Source organism: Changchengzhania lutea (assembly GCF_006974145.1).
Taxonomy (GTDB): domain Bacteria; phylum Bacteroidota; class Bacteroidia; order Flavobacteriales; family Flavobacteriaceae; genus Changchengzhania; species Changchengzhania lutea.
Genome location: NZ_CP039456.1, coordinates 1,976,508 through 1,994,968 on the forward strand (window position 1 = coordinate 1,976,508; position 18,461 = coordinate 1,994,968).

Annotated in this window: 13 protein-coding genes; 7 read left to right on the forward strand and 6 right to left on the reverse strand. The window is 35.6% G+C overall.

The genetic code is table 11. The features are described 5' to 3' along the window. Window positions 1-15: 15 nt before the first annotated feature. On the reverse strand, window positions 16-1,266 hold the full coding sequence (locus FAF07_RS09060; protein WP_142784804.1) for an aspartate kinase: 1,251 nt from the start codon (window positions 1,264-1,266) through the stop codon (window positions 16-18). Next, window positions 1,267-1,746: a GNAT family N-acetyltransferase gene (locus FAF07_RS09065; RefSeq protein WP_142784805.1), complete on the reverse strand. Its 480-nt coding sequence runs from the start codon at window positions 1,744-1,746 to the stop codon at window positions 1,267-1,269. A 122-nt stretch (window positions 1,747-1,868) separates the two neighbouring features. On the opposite strand from FAF07_RS09065, the gene fbp reads away from it, so the two are divergent. Further along, window positions 1,869-2,888: a class 1 fructose-bisphosphatase gene (gene fbp, locus FAF07_RS09070; protein ID WP_142784806.1), complete on the forward strand. Its 1,020-nt coding sequence runs from the start codon at window positions 1,869-1,871 to the stop codon at window positions 2,886-2,888. A gap of 37 nt (window positions 2,889-2,925) precedes the next feature. Here fbp and FAF07_RS09075 read toward each other — a convergent pair whose 3' ends face one another. Together FAF07_RS09075 and gltB are read right to left on the reverse strand one after the other, a co-directional pair. After that, window positions 2,926-4,392 carry a glutamate synthase subunit beta gene (locus FAF07_RS09075; RefSeq protein WP_142784807.1) on the reverse strand — a complete coding sequence of 489 codons (1,467 nt, stop codon included), beginning with the start codon at window positions 4,390-4,392 and terminating at the stop codon, window positions 2,926-2,928. A gap of 4 nt (window positions 4,393-4,396) precedes the next feature. Continuing rightward, window positions 4,397-8,896, reverse strand: a complete 4,500-nt coding sequence (gltB, locus tag FAF07_RS09080; RefSeq protein ID WP_221930777.1) for a glutamate synthase large subunit — start codon at window positions 8,894-8,896, stop codon at window positions 4,397-4,399. Between the two features lie 463 nt (window positions 8,897-9,359). On the opposite strand from gltB, the gene FAF07_RS09085 reads away from it, so the two are divergent. The 3 genes from FAF07_RS09085 to FAF07_RS09095 all read left to right on the forward strand — a co-directional run bounded on the left by FAF07_RS09085 (window position 9,360) and on the right by FAF07_RS09095 (window position 12,025). After that, window positions 9,360-10,364 (forward strand): outer membrane beta-barrel protein, encoded by a 1,005-nt coding sequence (locus FAF07_RS09085; RefSeq protein ID WP_142784808.1) that lies wholly within the window; start codon window positions 9,360-9,362, stop codon window positions 10,362-10,364. A gap of 81 nt (window positions 10,365-10,445) precedes the next feature. Next, window positions 10,446-10,784, forward strand: a complete 339-nt coding sequence (locus tag FAF07_RS09090) for a P-II family nitrogen regulator (RefSeq protein ID WP_142784809.1) — start codon at window positions 10,446-10,448, stop codon at window positions 10,782-10,784. A 26-nt stretch (window positions 10,785-10,810) separates the two neighbouring features. Further along, window positions 10,811-12,025: an ammonium transporter gene (locus FAF07_RS09095; RefSeq protein WP_142784810.1), complete on the forward strand. Its 1,215-nt coding sequence runs from the start codon at window positions 10,811-10,813 to the stop codon at window positions 12,023-12,025. 515 nt (window positions 12,026-12,540) lie between these two features. On the opposite strand, the gene FAF07_RS09100 is transcribed toward FAF07_RS09095, so the two are convergent. Continuing rightward, window positions 12,541-15,132: a phosphoenolpyruvate carboxylase gene (locus tag FAF07_RS09100; protein ID WP_142784811.1), complete on the reverse strand. Its 2,592-nt coding sequence runs from the start codon at window positions 15,130-15,132 to the stop codon at window positions 12,541-12,543. A gap of 582 nt (window positions 15,133-15,714) precedes the next feature. Here FAF07_RS09100 and FAF07_RS09105 point away from each other — a divergent pair. Then, the gene (locus FAF07_RS09105; protein WP_142784812.1) at window positions 15,715-16,173 is read left to right on the forward strand and encodes a hypothetical protein; all 459 of its coding nucleotides are present in this window, start codon (window positions 15,715-15,717) and stop codon (window positions 16,171-16,173) included. A 5-nt stretch (window positions 16,174-16,178) separates the two neighbouring features. Here FAF07_RS09105 and FAF07_RS09110 read toward each other — a convergent pair whose 3' ends face one another. Beyond that, the gene (locus FAF07_RS09110; protein ID WP_142784813.1) at window positions 16,179-17,348 is read right to left on the reverse strand and encodes a DUF3095 family protein; all 1,170 of its coding nucleotides are present in this window, start codon (window positions 17,346-17,348) and stop codon (window positions 16,179-16,181) included. Window positions 17,349-17,512: 164 nt separating this feature from the next. On the opposite strand from FAF07_RS09110, the gene FAF07_RS09115 reads away from it, so the two are divergent. Together FAF07_RS09115 and FAF07_RS09120 are read left to right on the forward strand one after the other, a co-directional pair. After that, window positions 17,513-17,809: a hypothetical protein gene (locus tag FAF07_RS09115; RefSeq protein WP_142784814.1), complete on the forward strand. Its 297-nt coding sequence runs from the start codon at window positions 17,513-17,515 to the stop codon at window positions 17,807-17,809. A 90-nt stretch (window positions 17,810-17,899) separates the two neighbouring features. Continuing rightward, on the forward strand, window positions 17,900-18,454 hold the full coding sequence (locus FAF07_RS09120) for a helix-turn-helix domain-containing protein (RefSeq protein WP_142784815.1): 555 nt from the start codon (window positions 17,900-17,902) through the stop codon (window positions 18,452-18,454). Window positions 18,455-18,461: the final 7 nt, after the last annotated feature.

The following is an 18,461-nucleotide window of genomic DNA, read 5'->3' on the forward strand; positions in this document are numbered from 1 at the left end:
AATGTACTAAATAGTTTATTTAGTTACTACTTGAACGGTTTCTTGTGTTAATTGTTTTAAAAGTACATTTTTGCCTGTTTCAATTTGGCTTAACGCGCTGGCATTGTAATGCCGTATGGTATAAAGCGATACATTTTCATTATAGGTCACTCTAAATTTTGCTTTTAAATGAAGTAATAAAGCTTCTAAATTGTCATACATATTATCTACGCAAACTGAAAAACTGATGGCAGAGTTTTGAATAACATCAACCTTCATTTTATAAGCATGCAACAAACTGAAAATTTCACTAATATTCTCTTCTACGATATATGAAAAGTCTAATGAAGATAATGAAATAAGCACTTGATTTTTCTTAACGATAAAACAAGGCACGTTGGGGTCTAAAGATTTGTTTTTACCAATGGTAGTTCCCACATCCTCTGGGTTTAAAAAAGATTTTACATATAGTGGTATTTCTTTCCTTTGAAGTGGTTGTAGGGTTTTAGGGTGAATTACCGAAGCGCCATAAAAGGCCAACTCAATAGTTTCACGATACGATAACGTGTTTAGCAGTTGGGCGTTCTCAAAATATCTGGGGTCTGCATTTAAAACGCCTGGGACATCTTTCCAAATAGTGACACTTTCAGCATTTAAACAATAGGCAAAAATAGCTGCGGTATAATCACTCCCTTCTCTGCCAAGCGTAGTAGTAAAGTTGTTGGCATCACTGCCTAAAAATCCTTGGGTAATGTTTAAAACAGAACTTTTAAAACGGGATTTAATCTCACTTTGCGTGGCTTCCCAATTTACATTGGCGCGCCTGTAATAACTATCGGTTTTTATATAATGGCGCACATCCATCCACGAATTCTTTAACCCAATGGCATTCAAATACTCACTTATAATGGTTGTTGAAACCAATTCCCCAAAACCAATGGTTTGATCATAAACAAAATTATAATCGGGGGATTTGTTTGTTTTTAAAAAACTATTTAATTCATCAAAAAACGTGGATACTTTTTTAAAAGCGGGATGGATATCGGAATCAAATAAATCCAATAGAATGTCATTATGGTATTTTTTAACGTCTTGAATAGCACTTTGAAGCTCTTTCTTATTTTTGAAGTAATTCCTTACAACCCTTTCAATGGCATTGGTAGTCTTGCCCATGGCAGACACAACAACTAGTGTATTTTGATACCCAACTTTTTTAAGTACCGACGCTAGATTTTTAATACCATTGGCATCTTTTACAGAGGCGCCCCCAAATTTAAATACTTGCATTTATAATTTTGAAATATATTGTTTAATACCTGCTTCATTCAGTTGCACCACATTCCAGTCACGCAATACACGAGCGCCATTTTTTTCATAGAATTTTATTGCCGGTTCATTCCAATCTAAAACCTCCCAGTTTACACGTTTGACGCCCAGATTATTGGCGTATTTTATGACCTCATCCAAAAGGGCTTTGCCTAAGCCAGAACCGCGCATGTTTTCACTTACTATTAAATCTTCTAGATGTACCGCCTTTCCTTTCCAGGTTGAATAACGATTATAAACCAGCGCAATACCCTCAATGTTCCCAGCTACTTCTGCAACAAAACAATGAAACCTTGGGTGATCTCCAAAACCATCCTGCTGCAAATCCTTTATGGTCACCTCCACCGCATCGGGTTCTTTTTCAAAAACCGCTAATTCTTTAATTAATTGGAGCACTTGTGGCATGTCCTCTTGTCTCGCATTTCTAATTTTAAAATCCATAAGGCGTGTAATTATTTCAAATATAGTTTAAAGTTCAATATTTAAAGGCATTAATCTTTTGCGAAAACGTTGTAGTTCATTAAAAATTAACAGATATTTGTACAAAGCAAACTAATACACTTATGACCCATAAAAAGCAAACCTTAGGAGAATTTATTATTGAAAATCAAGCTTCTTTTAAGTATTCCTCTGGGGAATTATCAAGCTTGATAAACTCCATTAGGTTGGCGGCAAAGGTTGTAAATCATGAAGTTAATAAGGCAGGCCTTGTAGACATTATTGGTGTTGCAGGGGATGTGAATATTCAAGGTGAGGATCAACAAAAATTAGATGTTTATGCGAATGAAAAATTTATTCAAACGTTAACAAATAGAAATATTGTTTGCGGAATTGCTAGTGAAGAAGAAGATGATTTTATTGCGATTAACAGTCAAGATGAAAATCACCAAAATAAATATATTGTTTTAATAGATCCTTTGGACGGTTCCTCAAATATTGATGTGAATGTGTCTGTGGGGACTATTTTTTCTATATACCGAAGAGTTTCACCTGTTGGTACTCCTGTGTCCTTAAAGGACTTTTTACAAAAAGGAAGTCAGCAAGTTGCTGCGGGCTATGTGGTTTATGGGACGTCTACCATGTTGGTTTATACAACGGGAGATGGTGTAAATGGTTTTACATTGAACCCTGCTATCGGATCCTTTTATTTATCGCATCCCAATATGGAGTTTCCAGAGGATGGAAATATATATTCGGTTAATGAAGGCAATTATATTCATTTTCCACAAGGCGTTAAAAACTACATTAAATACTGCCAGCAGGAAGAAGGTGATCGCCCATATACCTCTAGGTACATCGGATCATTAGTGTCAGATTTTCATAGAAACATGATTAAAGGGGGAATCTATTTATATCCTAAAAGTTCATTAAATTCGAATGGTAAACTACGATTGTTGTATGAATGTAATCCCATGGCATTCATTGCTGAACAGGCTAACGGAAAGGCCAGTGATGGATTTACCAGAATTATGGATATTCAGCCCACAGAGCTTCACGAACGTGTACCATTTATCTGCGGAAGCAAAAACATGGTAGTGAAATGTGAGGAATTTATGTACCAAAATTCACTGGCTCAAAAATAACAGGGATTTAAACAATAATTTTTAGAGGCTGAAAGCTTTAGGCTCGTGGTAAATCGTTATCATCTTTAAGAGGTAAATCAGAAGATCCCATCAAATACGCATCAACATAATGAGCCGCTTGACGACCTTCAGAAATGGCCCAAACAATTAGTGACTGACCTCTGCGCATATCGCCTGCTGCGAAAACACCAGGAACATTGGTTGCATAACTATGCGTGGTGGCTTTTACATTGGTTCTAAAATCTGTTTCCAAGCCCAGTTGTTCTATTAAGGTTTTCTCTGGCCCAGTAAAACCTAAGGCTAGTAATACCATATCACAATCCCATATTTTTTCAGTGCCAGGAAGTTCTTTTAATTCTGGGCGTTGCCCTTTATTAAAAATCCATTCAACTTCAACTGTTTTTAACCCGGTTAGATTACCGTCGTTATCACCTAAAAACTCCTTAGTGGATATGCTAAAAAACCGTTCAACCCCTTCTTTGTGAGAAGAACTCGTGCGTAGACGCATCGGCCAATAGGGCCATGGTTGGTTTGCTGGTCTGCCCGTACTTGGCTTGCTTAAAATCTCGAAGTTTGTAACCGATTTAGCACCGTGTCTATTGGATGTGCCTATACAATCAGACCCTGTATCACCACCACCAATAACAATAACGTTTTTATCTTTTGCTGTGAGGATAACTTCAAAATCAGTCAGGCCATCAACACGCTGATTGTTTTGTTTTAAGAAATCCATAGCTTGATGCACGCCTTTTAATTCGGCACCTTTAACAGGGATTGGCCGTCTTATGGTTGCGCCACCACAAAGCACAATAGCACTAAATTCTTCTCTTAAGGTGTCTATACTAATATCCTTGCCAACGTGGGCATTGGTTTTGAAAATAATACCTTCTTCTTCCAAAACAGAAATACGTCTGTCTATAATATGCTTCTCAAGTTTAAAGTCTGGAATGCCATAACGTAATAAGCCACCTACTTTAGCATCGCGCTCAAACACAGTCACCTGATGTCCCGCTCTGTTTAATTGTTGTGCTGCTGCTAAACCAGAAGGGCCTGATCCAATAACAGCTACTGATTTTTCTGTTCTATTAAGTGGTGGTTGTGCTGTAATCCAACCTTCCTTAAAGGCTTGTTCTACAATATTTTTCTCAATATTTTCAATGGTTACGGGATCTTCATTAATACCTAAAACACACGCTTCTTCGCACGGTGCCGGACATAATCGGCCTGTAAACTCTGGGAAGTTATTTGTAGAATGCAAAATTTTTGCTGCTTCTTTCCATTTTCCTTTGTAAACATTATCATTAAAATCGGGAATTAGGTTTCCTAATGGGCAGCCGCTATGACAAAACGGAATCCCACAATCCATACACCGAGCACCTTGATTTCTCAACGCTTTTTCGTCCATGGGTTGGGTGAATTCCTTATAATTCGTTAAGCGCTTATCTACAGCGTCATACTGCTCAACCTCTCTTTGAAACTCCATAAATCCTGTTATCTTTCCCATAGTATTAAAGTGTTATAAGGTTTTCTTCTTCTAATCTAAGCAAGGCTTGTCTATATTCTTCTGGAAGTACTTTTATGAATTTTGGCAATTCCGTTTCCCATTTTTCGAGTATGCGTTGTGCTAGCGGACTTAATGTGGCATTATAATGATTTTCAATTAAATCTTTTAATGTCTGAATGTCTTCGTTTTCTGTTACAGGATCTAGGTTTAGGCCTTCGCTATTACAGTTACTTTTAAAAGTGTTGTTGGTATCATAGACAAAGGCGATTCCACCACTCATACCAGCACCAAAATTCCTACCAACTTCTCCCAAGATAACAGCAATACCACCAGTCATATATTCACAACCATGATCGCCAATCCCTTCAACAACTGCTTTCGCTCCTGAATTTCTAACACAAAAACGTTCCCCAGCTTTTCCATTAATATAAGCTTCCCCAGCGGTAGCTCCGTAAAGCGCAACATTGCCCACAATAACATTTTGCTCTGGAATAATAGTAGATTCTTCGGGTACTTTAATAATCAATTTGGCGCCAGACAATCCCTTTCCGAGATAATCGTTGGTATTTCCGCTTACCACTAGAGTTAGGCCTTTTGTGGAAAATGCCCCAAAACTTTGTCCTGCCGAACCAGAGAAGTTTACCTTCAATGTGTTTTCTGGCAGTCCCTGTGCACCATATATCTTCGAGATTTCATTACTTAAAAGGGCGCCAAAAGCACGGTCCATATTATTGATTTTGGATTCTAAAACTATTTTTTCCTTTCTGAAAATGGCAGGATGTGCTTGATTTATAATTTTGAAATCCAATGATTTTTCTAATTGGTGGTCTTGTTGGTCTGTATTATACAAAACGGTTCCTTCTGGAACAGTCACTTGATGCAAAATGGGAGACAAGTCAATACCCACAGCTTTGTAATGCTCAATGGTTTTACTTCGATTCAGTTTTTGTACCTGTCCGACCATGTCATTTACCGTTTTAAAACCGAGTTGTGCCATGATTTCCCTTAGCTCTTGAGCGATGAAATACATGAAATTTACAACGTGTTCTGGCTTACCCTGAAATTTTTTACGTAGTTCTGGATTTTGAGTGGCGATACCTACGGGACAAGTATTTAGATGGCATACACGCATCATAATACAACCCGAAGCTACCAACGGAGCTGTTGCAAAACCGAATTCTTCGGCGCCTAGTAGACAGGCAACGGCGACATCTCTTCCTGTTTTCAACTGACCGTCACACTCGACTACAATTCGATTTCTCAGGTTATTCATTACCAAGGTCTGTTGTGCTTCAGCTAAGCCCAATTCCCAAGGTAATCCAGCATGTTTTAATGAGGTTAATGGAGATGCTCCTGTACCGCCATCATGTCCAGAAATCAATACCACATCAGCCTTTGCTTTCGCAACACCCGCAGCTACTGTTCCTACGCCAACTTCAGAAACGAGTTTCACATTAATGCGTGCTTCACGATTGGCAGACTTTAAATCATATATCAATTGAGACAAATCTTCAATAGAATAAATATCATGGTGGGGCGGTGGGGAGATTAATCCCACATAAGGTGTGGAATTTCTGGTTTTTGCGATATCAGGATTCACCTTAGGTCCGGGCAATTGTCCGCCTTCACCGGGTTTGGCTCCCTGCGCCATTTTTATTTGAATTTCTGAAGCATTTGTCAAATAGTTTGACGTCACGCCGAAACGTCCCGATGCCACTTGTTTGATGGCACTATTTTTCCAATCACCATTAGCATCCTTATAAAAACGATCTTCATCTTCACCTCCTTCGCCAGAATTACTTTTTCCGCCAATTCTATTCATGGCAACCGCCAAATTTTCATGGGCTTCTTTACTGATGGATCCATAAGACATGGCGCCCGTTTTAAATCGTTTTACGATCTCTGTCCAAGGCTCCACTTCATCTATAGAAATAGGATCGTAATTTGTAAATTCAAACAAGCCTCTAATCGTCATTAACTGTTTAGATTGATTGTTTATTAATTCTGAGTATTCTTTGTAAGAACTGTGTTTATTGGTTCTAACAGATTCTTGCAGTTTTGCAATGGTTAACGGATTAAACATGTGATGCTCACCGTTTCTTCTCCATCTGTATTGTCCGCCTACCTCTAAATCTAAATCTGCAGCAATTTGCCGTTCTTTAAAAGCATTTTTGTAACGCTTACTAATTTCCTTTTCAATTTCATGCAATCCAATCCCTTGAATTCTTGTGGCTGTATTAGGGAAATATGTATTTACTACGGTGGTATTAATTCCAATACACTCAAATAATTGTGAACCTCTGTAGGAGTTAAGTGTTGAGATCCCAATTTTGTTCATCACTTTTAAAATACCTTTTCCAACAGCTTTGTTATAATTCTCGACCGCTTCCAAAGGTTCCATCGAAGTGTTTAAATCTTTAATTCTGTCTTCTATAATTTCATTAACCATATAGGGGTTTATGGCACTGGCTCCATAACCAAAAAGTAATGCAAAATGATGCACCTCACGCGGTTCTGCCGATTCAATAATGATGCTTACCCGAGAGCGCTTCCCTAAGGTTCTCAGCGCACTATTGATATAGGAACATGCTAATAAAGCGGGGATTGGTGCTTTATCCTTATTCACATTTCTATCTGAAAGGATTACGATATTAGTACCTTTATCAATGGCTTTTGAAACACAGGACAATGTATCTTCTAGAGCCTCTTCTAGACCATTGTGTCCCTTATTGATATCATAAAGTGTTGACACCGAGGTGACTTTAAAGTCGGGATTATGATAGCTTTTTATTTTGTCTAAATCCTGTTTTGAAATAACAGGATTATTAATTTTGAGCTTTTTACTGTGATCTTCATTGAAATCGAAAATATTCACATCGCTACCTAGAGTTAAACTAATATCTGTGATTAATTCTTCTCTAATACCATCTAATGGCGGATTGGTTACCTGAGCAAACAGCTGTTTGAAGTAGTTATATATAAGTTGAGGTCTTTCAGACAAAACAGCAAGTGGCGTATCGTTACCCATGGAGCCAATGGGTTCTTTGCCACCTTGTGCCATCGGTAGAATAATTGTGTTTATATCTTCTTCGGTGTACCCGAAAATAACTTGTCGCTTCGTTAAGTTTTCTTCATTAAAAAACACCGGACAATCATTATAAGGAATGTCTTTTAGATGTACTAAATTGTCATCTAGCCATTTTTTATAGGGATGTCTTGATGCGATTTCTTCTTTAATTTCTTCATCGTTAATAATGCGTCCTTGATTCATGTCTACCAAAAACATTTTACCAGGTTCCAATCTGCCGTGATATTCCACATTTTTAGGCTCAATATCAATCACTCCAGTTTCTGAAGACATAATAACATAACCGCCTTTAGTCACCGTATAACGCGAAGGGCGCAATCCGTTTCTATCTAATACAGCGCCTATATAATTGCCATCTGTGAAAGGAATAGAAGCAGGACCATCCCAGGGTTCCATAAGACAGGAATTAAACTCATAAAACGCTTTTTTAGCCTCAGACATGGCCGGGTTTTTTTCCCAGGCTTCTGGTACCAACATCATCATAACTTCGGGTAAAGAACGTCCTGTCATAAGTAATAATTCTACCACCATATCCATAGAAGCAGAATCTGATTTACCAGGAAGTACAATTGGTAAAATAGTTTTTATATCATCACCAAACCACGCACTCTGCATAAGCTCTTGACGTGAGTACATCCTTGCAATGTTACCTCTAAGCGTATTTATTTCACCGTTATGGCACATGTATCTAAACGGTTGCGCCAAATCCCAAGTTGGGAAGGTGTTTGTTGAGAACCGTTGATGCACTAAAGCCAATCTGGTTACAAAGGAAGAATCATTTAAATCTTTATAAAAAAGCTTGATATCCTCAGGGACTAAAAGCCCTTTGTAAATAATTATTTTTGTCGATAAACTAGGAAGGTAGAAGTATGAGCTTTCAGAAAGTTTTGAGCCTAGAATTTCATGCTCTGCTTTTTTTCTAGCGATAAACATTTTTAGATTGAATTGGAAATCGTCCTGCTCTGCATGTTCTTTTCCAATAAATATTTGTTTTATAAAGGGTTGTGTAGTAGCTGCAATTTCACCTAGTACGGTTTCATCAACAGGCACATTTCTCCAACCAATAACGGTAAGCCCCTGCGCTTCAATATGTTTTTCAAAGACATCAATACAATATTTTTGTTGATTTTCCTTTTTTGGTAAAAAAACATTACTCGTACCATATTGACCTGCTTTTGGTAATTTGAAACCGCAATTTTCTACAAAAAAATCATGAGGAATATCAATTAATATACCTGCGCCATCACCCGTTTTACCATCAGCACTAACCGCTCCTCGATGTTCTAGTTTTTCTAGAATTTCAAGGGCCTTGTGTATAATGTCATTGGACTTAATTCCTTTTAAGCTACAAATAAAACCTGCGCCACAATTATCGTGTTCAAATTCAGGCAGATACATTCCTTGTTTCTTCAGCATAATCATCAGTATTTTAATTCAAAAAAGCGACTCTACAGCTAAGATATGCAGGAGATTTAAAACTATAGCTATAGCCATTTCATTATTCCGATTTTTAAAGTGAAGTCAAGCGATTAGTAATTATCTGCTAAAATTTTTGCGGTTTTTTGATAAATGTTCAAACGTGAAATAATAAACAATATTTATGAATCTGTGAATTAAATTGAAAGAAAGCTGAATTTATTAAAAAGAAAGCTATTAAAAAATGGAAAAGACTGACAATAATTCATATTCCATTGTTGTTGATAAATCAATAAACAAACAAATAAACATAATACCTATAAAAAATTAGGGTAAAAAATATAAAATCTATAAAAATTAATCAATTACCCCTATTTTTTATGGGGGTTAAATGTTTTTGATATAGTTTTGAGCCATTCTTAAGTATGATAACCAAGAAATTAATTAACTAAAATTTAAGATTATGAAAAAAATTATTACACTTTCAATGCTTCTCATGGCGACAGTATTATTTGCTCAAGAAGAGGAGCCAGCAAAAAAAGTGTCTATTAGCGGTAGTGTAGATACGTACTACCAAACACTTTTGACTGCTCCAGATACCTCTGGACAATCCTTTGGTACCTCATTTGCAGATGAAACTGGTTTTGCTTTAGGTATGGCAAATATTATTGCCTCTTATGAAGGCGAAAAAACAGGCGTTGTTGCTGATGTGGTTTTTGGACCAAGAGGCGATGCTGCAATTGGTCAAGATCTAGGAATGGGAAATGAAGGTTACTATTTAAACCAATTGTATGCTTACTGGAATGTGTCTGAAGGAACGACGTTAACTATTGGACGTTTTAATACGTTTTTAGGGTATGAGGTGATCTCTCCAGTTGGAAATTTCAACTACAGTACATCTTATTTGTTTTCAAGCGGACCATTTTCGCATGTTGGATTAAAAGCTGATTTTTCTTTAAGTGAAGATTTTAGCTTGATGCTTGCTTTTATGAATCCAACGGATGTTAATAATAACATGACTGGTGGTTACGCTTTAGGAGCGCAACTAGGCTATGCAGGACAATTCTTAAATCTTTATTATGATGATGACGAGGTTTTAGGTTTTGAAATAGATTACACAGGTGGCTTCGATTTATCTGATGCGTTCTTCTTAGGTATTAATGGTGCATATCAAACGAGCGACGATGCTGGTTTCTATGGCGCAGCGTTATATCCTCAATTTGCAACATCTGATGCTTTTAGTATAGGATTAAGAGGAGAGCTCTTTGGATATCATGCAAAAGATGTTGATGATTTACCAAGTGTATTTGCTGCCACCTTAACAGGTAGCTATACTTTGGAAAACTTAATTATCAAGCCAGAAATTAGATTGGATTCTTGGAGTAATGATGAACCATATTTTGATTCTGATGGTGCTGCTTCAGAGAGTTTAGCTGCCTTTACATTAGCTGCTATCTACTCATTCTAAAAAATAAAAAAGAGAGAGCATAAAGCCTTGCGGCTCTATGCTCTTAAATACTAACGCTAAAAATTATAAAACATTAACATTATGAAAAAAATTGAAGCAATCATTAGGAAGTCAAAGTATCGTGTGGTTAAAGAAGCCCTTCACGATGTTGGCGTGAATTTCTTCTCCTACTGGGATGTTACCGGTCTAGGGAATGAAAAGGAAGGACATGTATATCGTGGGGTGACTTACAGCACTAGCGATATTCAACGCAGATACCTTTCTATAGTAGTGAATGATGATTTTGCAGAAAAGACTATTCAAGCCATTTTAAGTTCAGCTGCAACTGGAGATGTAGGAGACGGTAAAATTTTTGTATCAGATATAAACGAATGTTACCGAATTAGAACAGGAGCCAAAGGCGGAGAAACCTTAAAATAATAATCATCTAACATAATACTATAAACATGGAATTACTTACAACAAATAATGTATGGATGATGATCTGTACGGCACTCGTATTCTTTATGCATTTAGGATTCGCGTTCTTGGAAATAGGATTAACGAGGCAAAAAAATACAATTAACATACTTTTTAAAAATATATTTATTATTACCGTAGGGCTACTTTTATATTGCCTAGTAGGCTTTAATTTAATGTATCCAGGTGAATTTAACGGCTTTTTAGGTTTTGCAGGTTTTGGATTGGATGCAACCGCAGCGGCAGATTTAACTTATAATGAAGGCTATACCTATTGGACAGATTTCTTATTTCAAGGGATGTTTGCGGCAACTGCAGCTACCATTGTTTCTGGGGCTGTAGCCGAACGCATGAAGATTGTTCCATTTATGATTTTTGCAGTCGTATACGTAGGATTCGTTTACCCAATTGCCGGATCATGGAAATGGGGTGGTGGTTTCTTAGATGAACTAGGGTTTTATGACTTTGCAGGATCTACATTAGTGCACTCCGTTGGTGGATGGGCAGCGCTGGTAGCTGTATGGTTATTAGGGTCTAGAATTGGAAAATTTAAAAATGGTAAACCACAAGCCATACCAGGGCATAATATTCCAATCGCTACTGCTGGCGTACTTGTTTTATGGTTAGGTTGGTTCGGATTTAATGGTGGATCTGTGCTATCGGCAGATCCTGCGTTAACCTCATTGACCTTAGTCACCACGTGTTTAGCCGCCGCCGCTGGTGGTGTTGTAGCTATGCTGGTTTCAACAGCGCTATATAAAAACTTGGATTTAACTATGTTCCTTAATGGTATTCTTGGAGGCTTAGTCGGTATTACTGCAGGAGCAGATCAAATGGGCCCAACCGATGCCATTTTAATTGGTACTATAGCTGGGGCAATCATAGTGTTTGCGGTGAGTTTTATAGATAGAATAAAATTAGATGATCCTGTTGGAGCCATTGCCGTGCATTTAATTTGTGGTATTTGGGGCACATTAGCTGTTGGTATATTTGGTGAGTTGGCAGGCATGGATCAATTTGTGAGCCAATTAATTGGGGTTGGATGCTATGCTGCATTTTGTATTGTATCGTCATTCATTATTATATTCATTCTTAAGAAAACTATGGGAATCAGGGTTTCTGAAAGAGAAGAATTAGAAGGATTAGATACACACGAACACGGTATGGATGCCTATCCAGATTTTAGATTAAATGAACATTAAAATATAAAAATTTAGTTTAGTTAGTGTTAAAGGATGCCTTTGTTTAATTACAAGGTGTTCTTTTTCTTTTTGGGATAACAATAGAAATCCTTCTGGTAGCTATCAAAGGTTTTGCAATATAGTCGAATTTTTAAGCGAATTTTATATTGTAATTGGTGTTAGTTCTAGACCCGAGACCCGAGACAGATTAACCCCTAAGCAATAGTTGACATTCAATTTCAGTTACAAGATTACTTTTCTTTGTTCTTTTGCCTTGATGCTAAAGAACCAAAAGACCAAAACGATTTATTGGGAAATTGCTGCGCAGCATTCGCCAGTACATGCTTGATTTTAGTTTTTAAAGATGTTTATGTATTCCATCCTAAATTGAACTGTTTTACTTTGCCCTTAGCTCATTATTTCTGAAAATCGCTGATTCCGACCTCAGGGGGAACTCCAAGTAGCAAGGATGGTTCGGTCTTCAATTTATAAAAACCAAAAAAGTTTATTGGATGGCTTCTTTTAAGTTAAATGATTTAAGCCGAATTCCTACTGGCATTGATATTACCAAATAAGGAACGGGTTACAATTTTCTCAAATATTTTGATCTGTTCGTCATCTTTAACCTCTGCTTTTTCTAACTCTTGAATTTTCTTTAAAGCATACTGTTGTATAGTAAGCAATGGTAAAACGATAGATTCCCGTACTTCAATAGAGGCTTTTCCTGAGGGTTCATTTTCCATCAACTCGGTATAACCAGTAAGTTTTAAAAGTAATCGCTTAGTAGTTAAATACTCATCGTAAATAATATTCCAAAAGGTGCCAAATTCCTCGTCTTTAGACATGTACTTCGTCAAATCAAAAAAGGATTTGGTTAAAGACATCATACTATTTTCGAGTAAGGTTTTAAAGAACTTCGAGTTATGATAGAGTTGTTCTACTTTGTAAAATTCGTCATGGTCTTCATACTTTTTTAATGCGGTACCAACCCCAAAAAATCCGGGAACGTTTTGTTTTAATTGACTCCAAGAACCAACAAACGGGATGGCGCGCAAATCTGAAAAAACTAGGCCCTCAGAATTATTAGATCGTTTTGAAGGCCTGCTGCCTATATTGGTTTTAGCGTAATATTTTAAGGTGCTCATTCTCTCTAAATACGGAATGAACATGGGATGATTCTTAAAATCTTTATACGTTTGGTAGCTGGTTTCAGCTAAATTGGTCATCACTACTTTATCGTCTGAAAACATGGCCGTTCTATCTTTCCCTAATCGATTATTGATGCCAGAACTTATTAATTGTTCTAAGTTATACTGTGAAGAATCCAAGGTTCCAAAATTGGAACTAATCGTTTGCCCTTGTATCGTAAGTTGTACTTCTTTATCCTCAATGGTAGGCCCCAAAGACGCATAAAACTGATGTGTTTTTCCGCCGCCTCTCGCCGGAGGGCCGCCACGGCCATCAAAAAATATTGCTGTAATATCGTATTTTCTAGACATTCCGGTAAGCAATTCCTTCGCTTTATAAATCCCCCAGTTGGCCATTAAATACCCGCCATCCTTAGTGCCGTCAGAGAACCCTAGCATGATGGTTTGTTTATTGCCGCGATTGTTTAAATGCGCTTTGTAGGTTGGGTTTGAATAGAGTTGTTCCATAACCGCTGGTGCATTTTCCAAATCTGTAATAGTTTCAAAAAGCGGCACAACATCTACCGTTAATTCATCTTGAAATGCTACTATTTTAAGCATTGCAAAAAGCTGCATCACATTTAAAGCAGTTTGGTTGTTGCTTATAATGTAACGATTTGCACCAGCTTCACCGTTCGAAGCTTGAATCTCTTTAATGCCTTCAATGGTTTTTAAGGTATTAAATACCATTTCATCCTTAAATATATTGACATCGATAGACTCATTTTCTACTTCAGAAAGAATTTTAATTTGAGCTTCTTCAGTTAAATCATGATAGTTTTTAGGGAACGATTTACTGCCATTTTCAATCAATTGATCAATTACGGTGGTAAAAACGGCATGGTGTATTCTGCTATCTTGCCTAATATCTAAAGTTGCAAAATTATACCCAAAAAGATGTACTCGGTTTATCAAGTTATTAATATCGTTAACGTACAACGACTGATGTTCTTTAACAATAAGATTTCTTATACTTAATAATTCCCTAATTAATTCCTTTGCTGAGATCGCATTGGGTGTGCTTAAATTAATACTGTAATTATATAAAATGGTTTCTAATCTTACAATGCGTTCTTCAACCCCTTTAAAAGTAAGTTTGCGCCTTAGATTTTTAAGGTCGCCGTAATATTTTTTCAAAATAGCTTGCTTTAATTTTTTTGCTACTTTTATAGTGGTGTCTGGTTTTACAAACGGGTTTCCATCACGATCGCCACCTGGCCAAAAACCAATATTTATAATCTCATTGTGTTTTTTACTGTCGTCATAAATATTTTGTTGAATGTAGTTGTAAATGTTTCCGAAGGACTCATAAAACACATTTTCTAAATACCAGATCAAGCTTATTGCTTCATCGTAAGGCGTCGGCTTTTCCCTTTTAAAGAAAGGTGTTTTTCCTAATTGTCCAAAAAGGTTATTAATTTTAGATAGATTATTATCCTTAATAGCCTGAGTTAAATCTGTGATTATTCCTAAAACTGAACCTGGATAAAATTGAGTGGGATGCGCCGTTAATACAATGCGAACTTTAAATTCTTCAAGGTAATTCTGTAAATCTTCCAATTTGTTTTCTGCGGTAGCCGATTCTTTAAGGTTCCTTAGCGTGCCAATTCCTTCCATATTATTAACAACTGGAAACGCAGCATCTTCAATGGCATCAAATAAAACCACTTGACGTTCAATATACTGAATGAATCTAAACAACAAATTTATTTTGCTCTCCTCGTTACGTCTGGCTTGGTATTTTTTGAAAAACGTGTCTACAATAGTTGTCGGGTCATCTCCTTTTGCAAATCCATTTTTACAGGTTTCGTGAAATAGCGGCAAAAGTACCCCGGTTTTGGTAATAGTATCAAAAGGTAAGGTCATAAATATACTATTGTATATTTGATATTTAGACAATACATTTTGCTTAAATCGTGTTAGTTTTGGCTCTACAGACATGGTAATAATCTAATGAAAATTAACTATAAATGTAGTAAAGCTTAGGTTAAGGAACGCAGGTGTGTAAAAGATTTATTGAATTTTTTGGTTTGATGAATTCTTATTAGGAATAATTAAAAAAAACTAGCGGATTACTCCAATCTTGGTAATGTATTTTTGATTTATTAGGGCGTTTGACTTTATCAAACTATTATGTGGATGCTATAACATAATATGAGTATTATTATAGGATTTTTTAAAGCCCAGAGTGAAAATCAACATTTATATCCAGAAAGTTATTTTTTAACGTGCTTGAATTGATGACTTGCAGTGGACTTTTTATAATGCCAATTGATTATAACTTTTTTTCAAAAACCTTAAAATCTTATAACTTTCAATTAAAACTATATAAATCGACGAACGGTAACTTGTACTAGATTTGTATCAAATAATATATGTCCTCAAAGCATAGAACTTAAAATTTTATAATTATGATTAATGTAGCAATTGGGATGCTATTGGGATGGTTCCTTTTTAAAGTTATTAAGACCATATTTAAAGAAACTTTGCATCTAGATTTAGAATAAAACTAATAATAGCCTTATGAAAACCAGTAAAGTAGTAAAACAGGAAATTAAGTCTTTGCAGAACGTTATCAATGCAAGTATGGAAGCTGAGTTTGCTTACGAAACATTGAAGTTAAAGACGGATAATACACGCTTATATTATTGGCTAGACATTAAACAAGACATTACTACAGATTTTATATTATCAGCCTTAAATTACTTGGAAGAGCTAACAGATGTGTATTCATTAAGACCTACTAATAGGCAGAAATTAGAGAATGAAAGTTATTCTCCTAAAACCTTATCTGTTTCAATACATGATCAAGTAATTGAGAGCGAATGCGGTAAAATTGATGAAGGTTTTTGGCGTCTTGTTATTACAGAAATGGCTACCAATACAGTAAACTCTAAAACCTATGCCATATTGAATAAACAGTTAGGCAAAATTAACACATATCTTAAACTAGAAGATAGCACACCATTATTAGTGGGGTAGTTGCCTTAAAAGTAGGTGTTCTTATTTTTAAATTTTCTAAGTAAATGTAATTCGGCGGCTGAATGACCTCCATCTGCACCATCAATAAAATGAATATGGTTTTCATTTCTATCTTGCACATAGCAGGACATGATGGATGCACGAGTAATGTGCATGCTATATTCAATAGAATTTTTAGATTCTAAATTATCCAAAAATATAGTGAGCTTATTTATTTGTTTTGGATGACCAGAAATAACAGTACTAATGGTGCCATCTAGTTTTAAAGTGTCGGATAACTGTGTTATTTTGTGCAAATAATGTTTTCCCTTGGTGAAAAATTTAAAATAATAGGTACTAAAGAAGGTAATTAACCAATTGCTTACTAGGTAATTATTATTATGTCCTATTCTAACCAGCATCTCCTTTTTTATCTTACCAATAGATTTATCTAATCTTAAATTAGATGTAGTAATTGGATTTCTTGTGTTTAAATCACCAAACAAATAATCTATTTCGCCAATTATTTTTCCAAATGTTTTTGCCTGCTCTTTTTCATCGTGGCACTTTACCAGTAAACAAATTATTTTGTTTTCAGGATTAGCGGGTAAAATTTCATCCCATCTGCATTCTAAACCATCTAAATTTAAATCTTCTCTACTGTTTTCGTTTCTTTTAAAGAATTCAAATCCTTCTTTAATTTTATTTTCCACTAGTTTTAAGCCATTTCCTAATATTACCGGTGTGGTTAGAAATTCATTATGTCTTAGTTTTGCAATTCTGATGGAATGATCTTCATCACAAACCTCACAACTTGGAGCATGTCCAAAATCTAAGTGGAAATCTAATATTTTCTTAATGTGATTTTTATAGCTTTCCAGGGCGCTTAAAATGGAAGCTAATATAGTATCTGGAATTATAAAGGTAGAGGAGCTTCCGCTAAAAAAATAAGGAATAGTTAAATTGATATCAAGTCGCTTCAATGTATTAAGCACTGTAATAATTGTTCCAGTAGTAGTAACGTTTACGTCTTTATAATGATTTTGTGTTAGGCTTGTTGAAATTGGTTTCACACAGATATGGATAACATGCCAACTTTCTGGCACGGTTTTAAAGAAACTTTCATTTCTGTATAAATCTATAAGACTTATAGAATGTTTTGGCAATTCGGTATAAAATCCATCTAAGCCATTCATCTGCTTGTTATTAGGGGCGGTTACAAAACTATAGCATTCAATCTATTAAAAAGGACTCTATCGAAATTATAATTATATAATAAGCCTCTTTAATTGTGTAACAAATAAAGAGGGATGTCTTTCTATCTTTGTATGAGAATGTTAATTATAAAATCCTAATCGTTATGAAATCAATTTTAATACTTATGAGTGTTGTTACCCTTGCCATTACTCAACCTAAAGATGTATCTGTTGATACTGATAAAACATCAACCATTACTGCAGTATTTGATGCCTACGAAGGGGAAATATTCTTTTTTACAAATACAGAAAACAATGAACCTCTTACGCTTTATGTTACAGATACATCTGTGGTAAAAGACTTCCGTTTGATAGAGGGAGAAAGTATAGGAGAGACTTTTGAATTAACAATTTTAGAAGAAAAAGATAAAGCACTTATTAAAAGCTTGTCTAAACTATGATTTACGTTTAAGGGTCTGCATTTAAACCCATTATAACGATCCTGTTTTTTACATCATTTTTTTATGCTAAATTGCGGCATAAATGTTAGCATGGTAATAAACATTAAATTTGATTTTAATGCCGTTTGTAAAGCGGTTTTAGAAGAAAAGCTCAACGAGTTTAACATACCTCACAAAATTATTGGTTTTGGAGAAGTAGAGTTGCTACAAAAAATTTCACCAGAAACCTATAATGCCTTTGTTAGTGCTTTAAACGAATACAACATTACTATTGTAGAAAATCAAAAAAGTATACTCGTGCAGAAAATCAAGGACACTATTGTAGATATGGTGTTTAACGATGATACGGTGGTAAATGTGAAAAGTTCTGCTTATTTAGCAGAAGCATTAGGGCATAGTTATGGCTATCTTTCAAACCTTTTTACAGAGGTAACTTACACATCTATTGAAAACTTTACCATTCTTCAAAAAATAGAACGCACAAAACAACTTATTATTAAGGAAAATTTGAGTCTTACCGAAATTGCATTCAGGCTCAATTATTCTAGTGTAGCACATTTAAGCTCACAATTTAAAAACACGACAGGCATAACACCTTCGGCATTTCAGCGTATTATAACTAAAAGGCGTGAACTAAATCAGTAATAAAACA